This is a genomic window from Schaalia cardiffensis (assembly GCF_016405145.1).
GTDB lineage: Bacteria > Actinomycetota > Actinomycetes > Actinomycetales > Actinomycetaceae > Pauljensenia > Pauljensenia cardiffensis.
Genome location: NZ_JAEKIA010000001.1, coordinates 19,971 through 35,389 on the forward strand (window position 1 = coordinate 19,971; position 15,419 = coordinate 35,389).

12 protein-coding genes are annotated in these 15,419 nt (G+C 61.5%); 4 read left to right on the forward strand and 8 right to left on the reverse strand.

Features of this window, described 5'->3' with window-relative positions; all coding sequences use genetic code 11:
* Position 1 precedes the first annotated feature (1 nt).
* The 7 genes from JFX23_RS00095 to uvrC all read right to left on the reverse strand — a co-directional run bounded on the left by JFX23_RS00095 (position 2) and on the right by uvrC (position 8,803).
* Complete coding sequence (locus JFX23_RS00095) at positions 2-1,192, reverse strand: phosphoglycerate kinase (RefSeq protein ID WP_198774875.1); 1,191 nt, start codon at positions 1,190-1,192, stop codon at positions 2-4.
* 117 nt (positions 1,193-1,309) lie between these two features.
* On the reverse strand, positions 1,310-2,317 hold the full coding sequence (gap, locus tag JFX23_RS00100; RefSeq protein ID WP_198774876.1) for a type I glyceraldehyde-3-phosphate dehydrogenase: 1,008 nt from the start codon (positions 2,315-2,317) through the stop codon (positions 1,310-1,312).
* 197 nt (positions 2,318-2,514) lie between these two features.
* Entirely contained in the window at positions 2,515-3,498 is a 984-nt protein-coding gene (gene whiA, locus JFX23_RS00105) for a DNA-binding protein WhiA (RefSeq protein WP_198774877.1), read from the reverse strand.
* A gap of 45 nt (positions 3,499-3,543) precedes the next feature.
* The gene (locus tag JFX23_RS00110) at positions 3,544-4,548 is read right to left on the reverse strand and encodes a gluconeogenesis factor YvcK family protein (RefSeq protein WP_198774878.1); all 1,005 of its coding nucleotides are present in this window, start codon (positions 4,546-4,548) and stop codon (positions 3,544-3,546) included.
* Entirely contained in the window at positions 4,548-5,498 is a 951-nt protein-coding gene (gene rapZ, locus JFX23_RS00115) for an RNase adapter RapZ (protein ID WP_198774879.1), read from the reverse strand. Before rapZ ends, JFX23_RS00110 begins: the two co-directional genes overlap by 1 nt.
* Complete coding sequence (gene purT / locus JFX23_RS00120) at positions 5,495-6,718, reverse strand: formate-dependent phosphoribosylglycinamide formyltransferase (protein WP_198774880.1); 1,224 nt, start codon at positions 6,716-6,718, stop codon at positions 5,495-5,497. The genes rapZ and purT overlap by 4 nt, the downstream gene beginning before the upstream one ends.
* Positions 6,719-6,790: 72 nt before the next feature.
* Complete coding sequence (gene uvrC, locus JFX23_RS00125) at positions 6,791-8,803, reverse strand: excinuclease ABC subunit UvrC (protein WP_198774881.1); 2,013 nt, start codon at positions 8,801-8,803, stop codon at positions 6,791-6,793.
* A gap of 203 nt (positions 8,804-9,006) precedes the next feature.
* Between uvrC and glnA the strand changes: the two genes are divergently transcribed.
* From glnA to JFX23_RS00145, 4 genes are all read left to right on the forward strand, one after another.
* Complete coding sequence (gene glnA, locus JFX23_RS00130; protein ID WP_198774882.1) at positions 9,007-10,431, forward strand: type I glutamate--ammonia ligase; 1,425 nt, start codon at positions 9,007-9,009, stop codon at positions 10,429-10,431.
* A 239-nt stretch (positions 10,432-10,670) separates the two neighbouring features.
* On the forward strand, positions 10,671-12,503 hold the full coding sequence (locus tag JFX23_RS00135) for an AMP-dependent synthetase/ligase (protein WP_198774883.1): 1,833 nt from the start codon (positions 10,671-10,673) through the stop codon (positions 12,501-12,503).
* Entirely contained in the window at positions 12,500-14,413 is a 1,914-nt protein-coding gene (locus JFX23_RS00140; RefSeq protein WP_198774884.1) for an AMP-dependent synthetase/ligase, read from the forward strand. The genes JFX23_RS00135 and JFX23_RS00140 overlap by 4 nt, the downstream gene beginning before the upstream one ends.
* 2 nt (positions 14,414-14,415) lie before the next feature.
* Entirely contained in the window at positions 14,416-15,120 is a 705-nt protein-coding gene (locus JFX23_RS00145) for an SDR family oxidoreductase (RefSeq protein WP_198774885.1), read from the forward strand.
* Between the two features lie 32 nt (positions 15,121-15,152).
* On the opposite strand, the gene JFX23_RS00150 is transcribed toward JFX23_RS00145, so the two are convergent.
* Complete coding sequence (locus JFX23_RS00150; protein WP_198774886.1) at positions 15,153-15,362, reverse strand: hypothetical protein; 210 nt, start codon at positions 15,360-15,362, stop codon at positions 15,153-15,155.
* Between the last annotated feature and the right edge of the window lie 57 nt (positions 15,363-15,419).

Here is a 15,419-nt window from a genome sequence, read left to right on the forward strand (position 1 = left end):
TTCAGTCCTCCAGAACTGCGATACCGGGCAGGACCTTACCCTCGAGGAGTTCGAGGGAGGCGCCGCCACCAGTGGAGATATGGGAGAAGGTGGACTCGTCGAAGCCGAGAAGTCGAACGGCGGCAGCGGAATCTCCGCCACCAATGACCGAGAACATATCGCCCTCGGACAGGGCCTTGGCAACAGCCTTCGTGCCCTCAGCGAAAGCCGGGAACTCGAAGACGCCCATCGGACCGTTCCACGCGACGGTCTTCGCCGAGGAGATCTTCTCAGCGAAGAGCTTGCGGGACTCGGGACCAATATCGAGGCCCATCTGGTCTGCGGGGATCTGGTCGACGGTGACGACGCTCGCAGGCGCGTCGGCTGCGAACTCGGGGGCGACGACAACATCGATGGGCAGGATCAGCTCGACGCCACGCTCGGCAGCCTCGGCAATGTAGCCCTTAACAGTGTCGATCTGTTCCTCTTCGAGCAAGGACTTGCCGACTGAGTGGCCCTGGGCTGCGAGGAAGGTGAAGGCCATGCCACCACCGATGAAGAGGCGATCAGCCTTCTTCAGGAGGTTTGCGATAACGCCGAGCTTGTCGGAGACCTTCGAACCGCCAAGCACCACGCCGTAGGGGCGCTCCGGATTGTCAGTCGCCTTGCGCAGGGACTCGATCTCCTTGAGGACGAGGAGGCCCGAAGCGGAAGGCAGGAGCTTCGCAATGTCGTAAACGGAAGCCTGCTTGCGGTGCACGACACCGAAACCGTCGGAAACGAAAGCGTCGCCGAGCTCGGCGTAGGCGGCAGCGAGTTCGCTGCGCTCCTCGTCAACCTTGGAGGTTTCGCGCGCGTCGTAGCGGACGTTCTCGAGGAGGGCGATCTCGCCGTCCTTCAAAGCCTCAACGGTGGCCTTCGCGGATTCGCCAACAACATCCTTCGCAAGGGTGACGGGCGCGTCGATGAGTTCGCCGAGACGTTTGGCGACCGGGGCGAGGGAGAACGCGGGGTCGACCTTGCCCTTCGGGCGGCCGAGGTGCGCCATGACGACGACCTTCGCACCGGCCTCGACGAGGCGGGTGAGAGTCGGCAGTGCCGCGCGGATGCGGCCGTCATCGGTGATCTGGCCGTCCTTGAGCGGAACGTTGAAGTCGGAGCGGACGAGGACGCGCTTGGAGCGCAGATCCCCGAGGGTCTCAATGGTCCTCATGGGAACCAGCCTTTCTCTTCGGGCTTCGAGCCCGTGGAATGGGGGTGAACGCGGACGCCCGCGCACCGCAAGAGGTGCGCGGGCGCCGTATCAGCCGATCACTGCGTAGCGGAAGGCTCAGGCGAGCTTCGAGCCGACGAGGACAGCGAGCTGGACGAGACGGTTGGAGTAGCCCCACTCGTTGTCGTACCAGGAGAGGACCTTCACGAGGTCGCCGATGACCTTGGTCTCACCGGCGTCGAAGATCGAGGAGTGCGGATCGCCGACGATGTCGGTGGAGACGATCGGATCCTCCGTGTACTCGAGGATGCCCTTGAGCTCGCCCTCGGCGGCAGCCTTAACGGCAGCGTTGACGGCCTCAACGCTGACCTCCTTCTCAGCCTGGAAGGTGAGGTCGGTGAGGGAGCCAGTCGGGGTGGGGACGCGGACGGCGAGGCCGTCGAACTTGCCCTTGAGCTCGGGAAGGACGAGGGCGACAGCCTGGGCGGCGCCGGTCTTCGTCGGGATCATGTTGAGGGCGGCGGCGCGGGCGCGACGCAGGTCCGAGTGGGGGGCGTCGAGGACGCGCTGGTCGCCGGTGTAGGAGTGGATCGTCGTCATGATGCCGCGGACGATGCCGAAGTTCGCGTGGAGAACCTTGGCGAGGGGCGCGAGGCAGTTGGTGGTGCACGAGGCGTTCGAGACGATGTTCATGGTCTCACCGTCGTAGTCGCCCTCGTTCACGCCCATGACGAAGGTGCCGTCGACGTTCTTCGCGGGAGCGGAGATGACGACCTTCTTGGCGCCGGCCTCAAGGTGGGCCTTGGCCTTCTCACCATCGGTGAAGAAGCCGGTGGACTCGACGACGACATCGACGCCGAGCTCGCCCCAGGGGAGGTCAGCAGGATTGCGCTGCGCGAGAACCTTGACGGCCTTGCCGTTGACGACGATCGAGGACTCGTCGTAGGAGACCTCGCCGCCGAAGCGACCGAGGATCGAGTCGTACTTGAGAAGGTGAGCGAGGGTCTTGGTGTCGGTGAGGTCGTTAACGGCGACGATCTCAATGTCCGCGCCCTGCTCAAGGGCGGCGCGGAAGAAGTTGCGGCCGATGCGGCCGAAGCCGTTAATACCAACGCGGGTGGTCACTGTTGTCCTCCTGCTCATGCCCTTTGCGGGCACGTTCTTTCGGTGCAACCGGGGTCTCGCGGATTGCGAGCCCGGCCCGCAGATCACTGCGGTTCAAGCACCTCTAATTTACACCCGAGACCGGTTGAGGACACCTGTAGTTTCGGATTGAGACTGTGACGCAGATAACGAATATGGAGTATCCCGGACCTTAGTCCTCAGTCTTCTTCGAGCATCTCCAGTGTGAGCGCGGCCTCCGTATCGGGGATGCCCCGCTCATGCGCTGCCTTATCCGCCATGGCGAGAAGACGACGGATCCGACCCGCGACCGCATCCTTCGTCAAAGGAGGATCCGTGTGCTTGCCGAGCTCTTCAAGGGAGGCCTGTTTGTACTGCAAGCGCAGCTTCCCCGCCTCCAGAAGATGAGCGGGAACCTCATCTCCGAGGATCTCAAAAGCTCTCTCAACCCTCGCTCCGGCGGCGACCGCTGCCCTTGCTGAGCGGCGAAGATTCGCGTCATCGAAGTTCGCCAGACGATTCGCACTCCCCCGCGCCTCGCGACGCTCCCGGCGGTCCTGCCAGGTCTTGAAGGTTTCCTTGGCACCCATCGCTTCGATCAGCTGTCCGATCGCCTCGGAATCACGAACAGAGACCCGGTCAGTTCCCCGCACCTCCTTCGAACGTGCAGCAGCGCCGAGTCTTCTCGCACATCCGACCATTGCGAGGGCGACCTCGGGCCCTGGACAGGTCACCTCAAGGGAGGTGGAGCGCCCCGGCTCCATGAGCGAACCCCGCGCGAGGAAAGCTCCGCGCCAAATCGCCGCAGAATCCTCGTGTCCAGAGGCAACAAGACTTGCAGGCAACCCACGAACCGGACGACGTAAAGAATCAACAAGTCCAGTCATCCGGGCAAGTTCATCGGCCTTGTGCACAACACGCACAACATAACGCTTGCCTCGTTTGAGAGACCCTCCCGATACGACGACCACCGTTGACTCCGCGTTGTAGAGCAGCTGAAGGAATGCCCGAAGCCGACGAGCAGCAACCGGGGAATCGAGCTCCGCCTCAATGAGGATCCGACCCGAGACGAGGTGGAGTCCCCCAGCGAAACGCAGGATCGTCGCGACCTCCGCGGCCATCGCCTGCTGAGTCGCCGGTTGGATCCTCGCGAGCTCGTCCTTCAGATCAGTCGTCAGAGACATCGTCCTCTTCCTTCAGGCTCAGGCGAGCCAGTTCTCCTCAAGGGCTCAGGGGAGCCAATTCTCCGGGCGACCCACTTCCCCGAGGAAACCATCGAAGGCGTCCCGGAGGGCTGCGGCGAGGCGCAGCGGATCATGATGCGAACGCCCATCGCCGGTACGGACCTGACGCAAAAGAACGCGCGCCCCCAGTTCCTCAGCCGCGACGATCAACTCGTCGATGTCATCAGTGGCAGTCGGATCGGCGATGACGACATCAAGTTTGAAGTCGGGAGCGTACTTGCGAATGACCCGCACATGGTCTGCGGTCGTCATCGTGTCAGTCTCGCCCCTTTGACGAGAAAGATTCAAGATGAGCGCCCGATGCGCGTTCGTCGTGACGAGCGCACGGTGAAGATCAGGGACGAGAAGATGCGGGATGACAGAGGTGTACCAGGAGCCCGGTCCGAGGACGACCCACTCGGCCTCGGAAATCGCACGAATGACCTCTGAGGGAACTGTCGGCTCCTCAGGATAAATACGGATGTCCTCAACAGTTCCGGGGGCGACCGCAACCTTCGACTGGCCCGACACCGTGTACTTGCGTCCGTCGTCGTCCATATCCGCTTCAATGTCGATCGGGTCGATCGCCATCGGCAGGACCCGACCCGTCGCACCGAGGAGGCGGGCCACCCAGTCCAAGCCCTCAACCGGGTCGTCAAGGAGCTGCCACAGGCCCGAAATCAACAGGTTGCCGAGCGCATGGCCATTGAGGGGCCCTGTCGTTTCCAAACGAGTCTGCAAAACATCACGCCAGGTCAATCCCCATTCGGATTCTTCACACAGGGAAGCGAGAGCCATCCGCAAATCACCCGGCGGAAGGATCTCCATCTCCTGGCGCATCCGTCCCGATGAACCCCCATCGTCGGCGACGGTCACGACCGCCGTCAAAGAGCGCGTGATATGGCGCAGTGCGCGAAGCGTCGCTGAAAGGCCGTGCCCACCGCCCAGAGCGACAACGGAATCACCGGTCTCTCCTCGCTGGGTCCAACCGGCTGCATCGAGGTAGGTCATCATTCCCTCCCGAGATCACGGTGATGGACTCGGACAGAATAGCCGTAATCGCGTAGCGTCGCCGCGATCAGCTCGGCGCACGCGACCGAACGGTGTTTGCCGCCCGTGCAGCCCACAGCGATCGTTGTGAATGGTTTAAGTTCTTGCAAATACCCCTGAAGCATCGGGGCGAGAAGTTGCGCGTAGGATTCGACGAACTCGCGAACACCAGGCTGGGCGAGCACATACTCTGCGACCGCGTGATCACGCCCCGTCAAATGACGCAGCTCATCAACCCAATACGGGTTCTTCAAGAAACGCACGTCGAGGACGTGGTCGGCATCAATCGGAATGCCCCTCTTGAAACCGAACGACTCAACGGTGACGCGTAAAGCGCGAGTCCCCTCCCCCGCGACGACATCGCGGATGTGGCGCGTCAAGTCATGAACGTTCATCCTCGAGGTGTCGATGATCTCATCGGCGATGCGCCGCAATGGTGCGAGAAGACTCTTCTCCGCAGCAATGCCATCAAGCAGAGTCCCTCCGGCCTGCATGGGGTGGGGACGCCGATTGTTTTCGTAGCGCTTCACCAAAGCCTCTGCGCTCGCCTCAAGGAAAATCACCCGGTAGAGGGCGCCCGTGTCCTTGAGCTGCTCGAGGGTCTTCGCCAGGTCCGCGAAATAGCTTCGTGATCGCGCGTCAACGACGACCGCGAGACGGTGAACACCCGCACCATCGGGGCTCATCATTCCCACGAGGGCGGGGATCATCGCCGGAGGCAAATTATCGACGACATACCAATCGAGATCTTCGAGCGCACGAGCGGCGCCCGTGCGTCCCGCTCCGGACATGCCAGTGATGATGAGGACTTCATTGACGGGAGCAGTGGGTTCTTCCGTCGCCTGATCGTCGAGCAGGGGAATGCCCGAGGGGACGGTCGTAGGTTCTTCCTGATTCATCTGATCGTTCATTCGACCTCCCGGGATTCGACGACGGACACTAACGAGGCTCCATTCGAAGCGCGCCGACGAGCCTCCTCAGCAGTGGCAGCGGTAGCGAGGACAACACCGAGGCGACGCCCCGCCCTCGTCACAGGTTTTCCAAAAATCCGAACACCATCTGCCACCTCCAAAGCGGCGGCAATGCCCCGGTACTCGGGGTGGGCAATGCGCTCTTGCGACTTCACAACCGCTGAAGCTCCGGGCGTGCGAAGCGAGGGGTTGACGGGAAGCCCGAGGATCGCACGCGCATGCAATTCGAACTCGGATTGGCTTTGGGAGGCCATTGTCGTCATGCCCGTGTCGTGAGGGCGCGGAGACAATTCGGAGAACCACACGTCTTCGCCCTTGACGAAGAACTCCACTCCGAAAAGTCCGAGCGCAGGAGCGGCGCCCTTTTCGGCGAGGGCGTCTGTGACGGTCTTCGCCATGCGTTGAGCAGCTTCGAGAGCGAGCGGGCTGATCTTGGCGGGCTGCCAGGACTCGACGTAGTCGCCGTGTTCTTGGCGGTGTCCGATGGGGGCGCAAAAGCTTGTGACGACGCTGGCAGATTCACGATCCCAGGAGCGGATCGTCAAGAGTGTGATCTCCGAATCGAAGTCCACTTCCTCTTCGACAATGACGCGTCCCGTGTCCGAGCGCGCCCCCTCGAGGGCACAGGTCCACGCAGCCTCCGCCTCCTGGGCGGAGACGATGCGGGATTGGCCGTGACCGGAAGAGGACATAGTCGGCTTGATGAAGGCCGGTAACCCCGTGTGTTCGAGGGCTTCTCGCACTTCCTCCAGGGAGGAGGCAAAACGGAACTTCGAAGTCCGCACCCCTTCGAGGGAGGCTGCAAGAGCGCGAATGCTTTGGCGGTCCATCGTTGCCTGAACGGCGAAAGCATTGGGGACAATGCGCGAGTCGGAGTGCTCTTCAAAGTCGGCGAGCTCATCCGTTGCGATCGCTTCAACTTCAGGGACGACGAGATCGGGTTTTGTCTCCTCGAGGAGGCGACGCAGGGCGGGCCCATCCGACATGTCAATCACTCGGTGGTCGTCCGCGAGCTGCATCGCCGGAGCACCCGGGTAAGAATCGACGGCGATCACCTGGCACCCGAGACGCTTGAGTTCAATCGTCACTTCTTTGCCCAGCTCACCAGAGCCGAGCAGGACGATACGACGGGGCATCGGGAAATCATCGCTTGTCGACATGGGGCTCCTTAGCGAGTACGGATGCGTCCAGGGTAGTCGAGGCTCCTCCATTCGAGCCCGCTTTAGGGGCTCTCAGTGGCTGTCAGTGTGTTTCGGATCGAGGGCTTCGAGGATCGTTGAGGCCAAGGACGGCCCGATTCCGGGGACTGCGGCCACTTCCTCAAGTGAGGCGAGACGCAGGCGTTTGACGGAACCGAAGGCTTTGAGGAGGGCCTTTTGACGGGCAGGCCCGACGCCCGGAATCGCATCGAGGACGGAACGGGTCACCGCTTTTCCTCTGCGTTGACGATGCTTCGTAATCGCGAAACGGTGAGACTCGTCGCGCAGATACTGCAGGAGGTGCAGTGCAGCCGAGGAGCGCGGCAGGATCAGCGGGAATTCGTCTCCGGGGATCCACACCTCTTCGAGGCGCTTCGCCAAGCCAACGAGGGGAATATCAACCCCGATCTCATCAAGGGCGCGCCTAGCGGCGTTCACTTGGGGAAGCCCGCCGTCAACGACCACCAGGTCGGGCCGGTAGGAAAAGCGCCTGGGGCGTCCGGTGGTGGCGTCAATCGGTCCCGACTCGTAGGCGACTCCCTCCTCGTCCTCGCCTGTGATTCCCGCTTCCTCGGCGAGCAGGCGCGAGAAGCGGCGCTTGAGTACCTCATCCATGGCACTCGTGTCATCGGGGGTGCCCTGCCCGTCCTTGCCACGGATGTTGTACGCGCGATACGCGTCCTTCCGGGGCGCACCGTCCTCGAAGACAACCATTGAGGCGACCTGATCCTGGCCCATGGTGTGCGACACGTCGTAGCATTCGATCCTCAGTGGAGTGGTGTCCAATCCGAGGTTTTCAGCGAGTTCCTCCAGGGCTTTTGCGCGTTCACTCAAATCGGAGGCGCGACGAGTCCTGTGCAATTCGAGCGCCTGACGCGCATTCTCCACGACAGTCGCCATGAGTTGCGCTTTCGGACCGCGCTTGGGGGTGTGCACCACGACCTTCGATCCGCGTCGCTCGGAAAGCCACTCGGCGATGATCTCAGGGGCTGAGGGCATGTGGGACAAAAGGATCTCGCGCGGTATCGCCGAGGTCGGGGTGTGTGCGACATCGTCAACTGAGGAGGGCCCTTCTTGTTCGCGGCGTTGTCGCTTGGGCGGCGCCGGAGGCAACTGAGAGTAGACCTGTTCAAGCAGTCGTTCCATGAGCTGCGCCTCATCGGCCTCGTCAACTCGGTCGATCACCCAGCCTCGAGTACCTCGGATCCTGCCTCCGCGGACGTGGAAAACGTGGACGGCGGCGTCGAGTTCATCGGCGGCGAGGGCGAAGACATCCGCGTCGGTCCCATCGTCGAGGACGACCGCGTTCTTCTCGAGGACCGTTTCAATCGCGGCAATATCGTCTCGAAGGTGAGCAGCTGTTTCATAGTCGAGTTTCTCGGCCGCTTCTTTCATTCGTTGACGCAGGTCACGGACAATGGGGCCGGTCTTTCCCTCCATGAACTCGCACAGTGATTCAGCCAGGGCCCGGTGCTCTTCCTCGCTGATTCTTCCGACGCAGGGCGCGGAGCACTTCTCAATGTCGGCGAGAAGACAAGGCCGCCCCTGCGCCCTCGCCCTTTGAAAGACTCCCGGGGCGCAGGTCCTCACCGGGTAGACACGTGAGAGGAGGTCGATCGTTTCCCTGATCGCCCAGATCTGCGTGTAGGGGCCGTAGTAGTTGGTGCCCTTTCGTTTCGCCTGCCGGGTGACTTGGACCCTGGGGAAGCGCTCCCCCATGGTGACCGCCAGATAGGGGTAGGTCTTGTCGTCTTTGAAGATGACGTTGAATCGTGGATTGAATTCTTTGATCCACGTGAATTCGAGGGTGAGGGCTTCGATTTCGCTGCGGACGACGGTCCATTGGACGCGGGTCGCGGTGAAGACCATCTGCTGGGTGCGTGGGTGCAGATTCGCGGGGTCTTGGAAGTAGTTCGTCAGGCGGTTTCTCAGGTTTTTCGCCTTGCCGACGTAGATGACGCGACCGTGTTCATCGCTGAAACGGTAGACGCCCGGCGAGGTGGGGATGTCTCCTGTGGGGGGCCGGTAGGTCGCGGGGTCTGCCATTGCTTCAGGATACGCGAGCAGGCGGGATGAGCCCGGCGTGAAGTGGCAGGCGGCGTGCGCCAAGAGAGTGGATTTTGCCGGTATTTGGACGAGGAAGGCGGCAGGGCCACAAGCGTGGATTACCATTTACGTGGCTGACGCTTTGCCATGCCTTTACTGCTCAGACTCACTCGCTCGCGCTCGGGCGTGAGGAAGGACGAAACATGTTCACGAGTTCGGCCGAAATCGCAGAATTCATCGAGAAGGAGCAGGTCGAATTCGTCGACGTTCGTTTCTGCGACGTGCCCGGAGTTCAGCAGCACTTCACAATCCCCGCCGCCGTTTTCGTCGACGACGCCCTCGAGAACGGCCTCATGTTCGACGGCTCCTCCATTAGAGGATTCACCGCAATCCACGAGTCGGATATGAAGCTCATCCCCGATATCTCTTCCGCTTTCCTCGACCCCTTCCGTGCTGCGACAACCCTCATCGTGAACTTCTCCATCGTCGACCCCTTCACGGATGAGCCTTTCTCACGTGATCCGCGCCAGGTCGCAGCGAAGGCCGAAGCGTATCTGCGTTCCACCGGCATTGCAGACACTTGCTTCATCGGTGCTGAAGCCGAGTTCTACCTCTTCAGTGATGTCCGCTACCAGGTGTCCCCGAACTCGACTTTCTTCTCGATTGACTCCCCTGAGGCCTATTGGAATACCGGCACGAAGGAAGAGGGCGGCAACCTCGGCTACAAAGTGCCGATCAAGGGAGGCTACTTTCCGGTTTCACCCCAGGACCAGTACTGCGATGTTCGCGATGAGATGGTCCGCAAGCTCGCGGCAGTCGGCCTCGATATTGAACGCGCCCACCACGAGGTCGGATCGGGCGGCCAGCAGGAGATCAACTACCGCTTCGCTTCCCTGCAAAAAGCCGCCGACGACATGATGAAGTTCAAGTACGTCATTAAGAACACCGCCCTTGAACTGGGGCATTCGGCGACCTTCATGCCCAAGCCACTTTTCGGTGACAACGGCTCGGGAATGCACACGCACTTGTCACTGTGGAAGAACGGCGAGCCTCTCTTCTACGATGAGCGCGGCTATGGTTCCCTCTCGGATCTTGCCCGCTGGTTCATCGGGGGCCTGCTCGAGCATGCTCCCGCGCTCTTGGCCTTCACGAATCCTTCAGTGAACTCCTTCCGCCGCCTCGTCCCCGGTTTCGAAGCGCCCATTAACCTCGTGTACTCGGCGCGCAACCGCTCAGCCTGCATCCGCATCCCCGTGACCGGGACCTCCCCGAAGGCTAAGCGAGTCGAATACCGGGTCCCGGATCCTTCAGCGAACCCGTACCTGTCTTTCGCTGCCTGCCTCATGGCCGGAATCGACGGCATCAAACGCCGCATCGAACCCGCCGCCCCGATCGACAAGGATCTCTACGAGCTTCCGCCCGCCGAATACTTAGACATTGCGAAACTGCCTTCTTCTTTGGAGGCTGCGCTTGAGGCGCTTCGTGAGGACCACGAGTTCCTCACCGAGGGAGATGTCTTCACCCAGGATCTCATCGACACGTGGCTCGACTACAAGGAGACTCAGGAAGTCGCACCGATGCGGGTCTACCCACATCCTTTCGAGTACAAGATGTACTACGACCTCTGAAAGCTCCCTGAGCCTTCCTTCTCAGCCCCTTCCGGTTTTCGTTTCACGCGTCTCGATGTGCTTCGCCACCTCGGCTTTCATGTGATCATGTGATCATGGGCGTGGCGGTTTGTCGAACATGATGCATCTCGCGCTCGACCTGGGCGTGTTCGAGCACCGGGTGGTGAAGACCCCACTACTCTTCGAAGTCGGCAAGCTGTTCAAAGTCTTAAATCAATTCGGCAGCGAAAGGACCCTCCATGAAGAAGCTGCGTGATGGCTCGTACACCGTGAAAGCCAAATTCACGATCGATCCGGCAGACACAGCCACGTCCCTCTTCGCTGCCCGGGCGAAAGCCCGCCCCCAGCAAGTCGCCGTCCAGGAACGTACTCCTGTCGGCACGACCCGCCCCATCACAGCAGGTGAGCTCCAACGCAGAATCGACGACACGGCTCGCGGCCTCATCGGTCTCGGAGTGCGCCACGGTGACGCGGTCGCGATCCTCTCCCCCACATCTTTTGAGTGGATGCTCCTCGACTTCGCGATCCTGTCAATCGGCGCCGTGACCGTCCCGATCTACGAATCTGATTCTGCCGCGCAGATCACACATATCCTTTCCGACGCGAAAGTGACGCGGGTCTTCACACAGAGCGCCCAACAGGCCGAACTCGTTTCCTCGGTCCTTCCCAATTCCCTCGTCTGCGTGTCCGCGATTGACACTGGCGCCATGCGCGAGATTGCCAGCGCCGCCCAGCGCATCGACGCTCAAGAACTCGATCGGCGCAAGGCCGCAGTGCGCAGTGAGGATCTCGCGACAATCATCTACACCTCGGGAACGACCGGCGTTCCCAAGGGCGTTGCCCTCACGCACGCGAATTTCGTCGGAACCTGCCACTCGACCCGTCAGCTCCTCGGCTCCGTCATCGACTCTCCCGATACCCGAATCCTCCTCTTCCTGCCCCTCGCCCACGTGCTTGCCCGCCTCGTCATGCACGTCATCCTCTCGGGCCAAGGAGTCATCGGATTCTCGCCGAATATCAAGAACCTTTTGCCCGACCTCAAAGCCTTCAAACCCTCCGTCCTCCTTGTAGTGCCTCGTGTCCTCGAAAAGATTTACAACGCGGCCTCGGCGAAAGCAGGCAAGGGATTGAAGAAGACGATCTTCTCGTGGTCCGCGAAGCAGGCGAAGGCCTATGCCCGTGCGCAAGAATCACGTCTGGGCCCCTCCCCCCTCCTGAGGATGCGCCACCACCTCGCCGACTCCCTCGTTTTGAAGAAGGTCCGCCAGATCATCGGCCCGAACCTTCGCTATGTCATCAGCGGCGGCGCGCCACTTGCGGCGGATCTGTCCCAGTTCTACTCGGGTATGGGACTCACCCTCCTCCAGGGCTACGGCCTTTCTGAAACGACTGGTCCCCTTGCCGTGCAAAGCCTCGACCATCACCCCTCCGGCTATGTGGGCCCCGTCTTGCCGGGCAACTTCGTGAAGATCGCGAAAGACGGGGAGATCCTCGTCAAGGGCGTGTCCGTCATGCGCGGCTACTACAACCTGCCCGATGAGACAGCGGAGGTCATGGAGCACGGCTGGTTCCACACCGGCGACCTCGGATCCATGGACCGCAAGCACGGCTTGCAGATCACGGGACGTAAGAAGGAACTCATTGTGACGGCCGGAGGTAAGAACGTTTCCCCGGAGGTCCTCGAAGAGCAGCTCATCACCCACCCACTCCTTTCCAGCGTGATCGTCGTCGGCGACGCCCGCCCCTATATCGGCGCGCTCTTCACCCTCGACCACGACATGCTCGGCTCTTGGCTGACGAATCACGGTCTGCCCGTCGTGGATCCGGCTGCCGCCGCGAAGCTCCCCGAAATTCAAGCCTCCCTGGAAAGGGCAGTCGCGAAAGCGAATAAGGCCGTCTCCCGGGCCGAATCGATTCGCCGTTTCAGGATCATCGACACAGCTTTCACAGTGGAGAACGGCTACCTCACGCCTTCCCTCAAGCTCAAACGATCGGCCGTCCTGCGCGATTTCGCCCACGAGGTCGACGCCCTCTACGCCGAAGGCGAGAACTCAAGGAAGAAGAACTCATGACTCTGCGCCACATCGACGCCGCGACCTGGGAGAACACTCCAACCCGGCAGGCCGATGCCACATGGAACCTCCCGAAGATGATTCATCTGCGGGCCCAAGAACATCCCGGACAGGTCGCAATCGAGCGACGTGACGCTGTGGGCGTGTGGAGGCCGATGACAATCAATGACTTCGCGCGACGAATCGACGATTTCGGACGCGGACTCATTGGATTGGGCGTCGAAGCGGGTTCCCGTATCGCAATCCTCGCGCCGACCTCCTATGAGTGGGCCCTCATTGACCTCGCCTGCCTTTCATGCGGAGCGGTCACGGTGCCGATCTACGAAACGGATTCCGCCGCGCAGATCACACACATCCTTGCCGATTCGGATATTTCCCTGGTCTTCACCGCCACCTCCCAACAGGCAGAATTGGTGCGCTCCGTTGCCGATGAGAGTGTGCGCATCATGGCTCTCGATCAGGGAGCTGACCGTGAAATCGCGGAAGCCTCACTGGGGGTTGAGCAGAGCGTCCTTGAGGAGCGTCGCGATGGTGTCGAACTCCATGATCTCGCGACGATCATCTACTCCTCGGGCACCACGGGAATGCCGAAAGGCATTGAACTCACCCACGGCAACTTCATCGAGTCCTTCATTCAGGCCTACGATTTCCTGCCCGAGCTCATCAACTCCCCGAAGTCTCGTTCCCTACTGTTCTTGCCCGTCGCGCACTCGCTTGCACGCTTCGTCATGTATGCGCTGCTCGCTGGTCAGGGGCGCCTCGCTTTCGCTCCCGACACGCGCAACCTCCTCTCTGACATTGCGACCTTTAAACCAACGATGCTCCTGGTCGTTCCCCGCGTCCTCGAGAAGGTCTACAATGCGGCGACCGCTAAAGCAGGTCAGGGCTTCAAGGGTTCCGTTTTCTCCTGGGCGACGAAGCAGGCGCGAACTTTCTCCCGTTCGACCGCCTATGCACCTGCGCCCGAGATTGAAGTGACTCCCGGTGTGGGTGTGCCGACCGCTGACACCTCGCAGATCACGGATCCGAATGCTGCTGGCTCTCCCGGCCCGTCTTTCGGCCTGTCGACCCGCATCAAGATCGCCGACATGCTCGCCCTGAAGAAGGTGAAAGCCGCCCTCGGGCCGAATCTGCACACGATCATCTGCGGCGGCGCGCCCCTTGCCGCTGATCTTGCGCACTTCTACCGGGGCCTTGGGCTCACCCTTTTGCAGGGCTATGGCCTCACGGAAACGACCGGCCCGATCGCAGTCGAATGGCCCAGTGATTTTCCGCCCGACTCTGTTGGTTTCCCCTGGCCGGGCAACTCGATCCGGATCGCCGAGGACGGGGAGATCCTCCTCAAAGGGGTCTGCGTGTCGAAGGGCTACCACAACCTGCCCGAGGAGACCGCCCAGGCTTTCCAGGATGGATGGTTCAGATCCGGTGACCTCGGGGCGATCGACTCCACCGGGCACCTGCGGATCACCGGCCGTAAGAAGGACCTGATCGTCACAGCCGGTGGGAAGAACGTGTCCCCGGAGATCCTCGAAGACTCCCTGCAGACCCATCCGCTGATCTCCAGTGTTGTCGTTGTTGGTGATAACCGCCCCTATATTGGTGCGCTCATCGCCCTCGATACGGAAATGCTGCCCGTCTGGTTGAAGTCGAAAGGCCTGGACACGGTGGATCCTGCGGCGGCCGCGGAACTGCCGCTTGTACGTGAGTCCTTGGACAGGGCGATCGCCCGGGCGAATAAGCGGGTTTCCCGCGCGGAGTCGATCCGCCGATACCGTATTGTCAATGCGGCTTTCACGGTGGAGAACGGCTACCTTACGCCTTCTTTGAAGCTCAAGCGCCGTGCGGTCTTGCGCGATTACGCCTCCGAGGTTGATGCCTTGTACGCCGACGCTTCGCAGAAAGAAGCCTGAGGATGACGCCAGAGGCTCCGGTTGCTCTGATCACGGGCGCGACTCGTGGCTTGGGGGCGGCGATAGCGAAGGAATTGTCGAGCACTCATCGCATCATTGTTGGGGGTCGGCGCGCCAATTCCGTGATGCCTGCGCTTCAAGCCCTTCCCAATGCTCTTCCTCTGATCGCTGATCTTGCTGATGAAAAAGCCCTCGCCACGGCTTTCGATCGGGCCATGGAGGTAGCGGGCCGACTCGATGTGCTCGTGAACAATGCGGGCATCGGGAAGAAAGCCACGATTGACGAGACCGATCGTGTTCAGTGGCGCAGCGTCCTTGAAACGAACCTCGTCGCCGTTGCGGATCTGACCCGCATGGCCCTGCCGTTCCTGCGTGAGAGCTTAGGGACCGTCGTCATGACGAACTCTGGGGCGGGAGTTCGGATTTATCCTTCGGACGCGGCCTATTGCGTCTCGAAGTGGGCGCTAAAGGCTTTCACCGAGTGCCTCCGGGAGCAAGAAAGGGGGCGCGTACGCGTCGTCTCTTTGCATCCGGGCAGGATCGACACGGATATGCAGGTCGAGATGCAAGCACAGGCGGGTAGGCCTTACCGTCCCGAGGAGCATATGCGGCCCGAGGACGTGGCCCGCACGGTGCGTCTCGCGCTGGACCTTCCGTCCTCAATGAACATTGACGAGATCCACCTGCGCACCACGGAAAAGAAGTAGGGCGAGGCTCAGTTCTTCAGCACTGTGAGGGCTCAGCCCTTCAGCGCTCTGAGGGCTTTTTCGACTGCCTCCACGGCTTGCTCGACTGCCTCCACGGCTTGCTCGACGGCTTCCACGGCTTGCTCGACCACTTCCAGGGCTTCCTCGACTGCCTCCACGGCTTGCTTGACGGCTTCCAGGGTTTCCTCGACTGCCTCCACGGCTTGCTTGACGGCTTCCAGGGTTTCCTCTACTGCCTCCACGGGACCGCTTCCAGGGCTCCCTCGACCGCTTCTACGGCTTGCTCAACGACCTGCTCG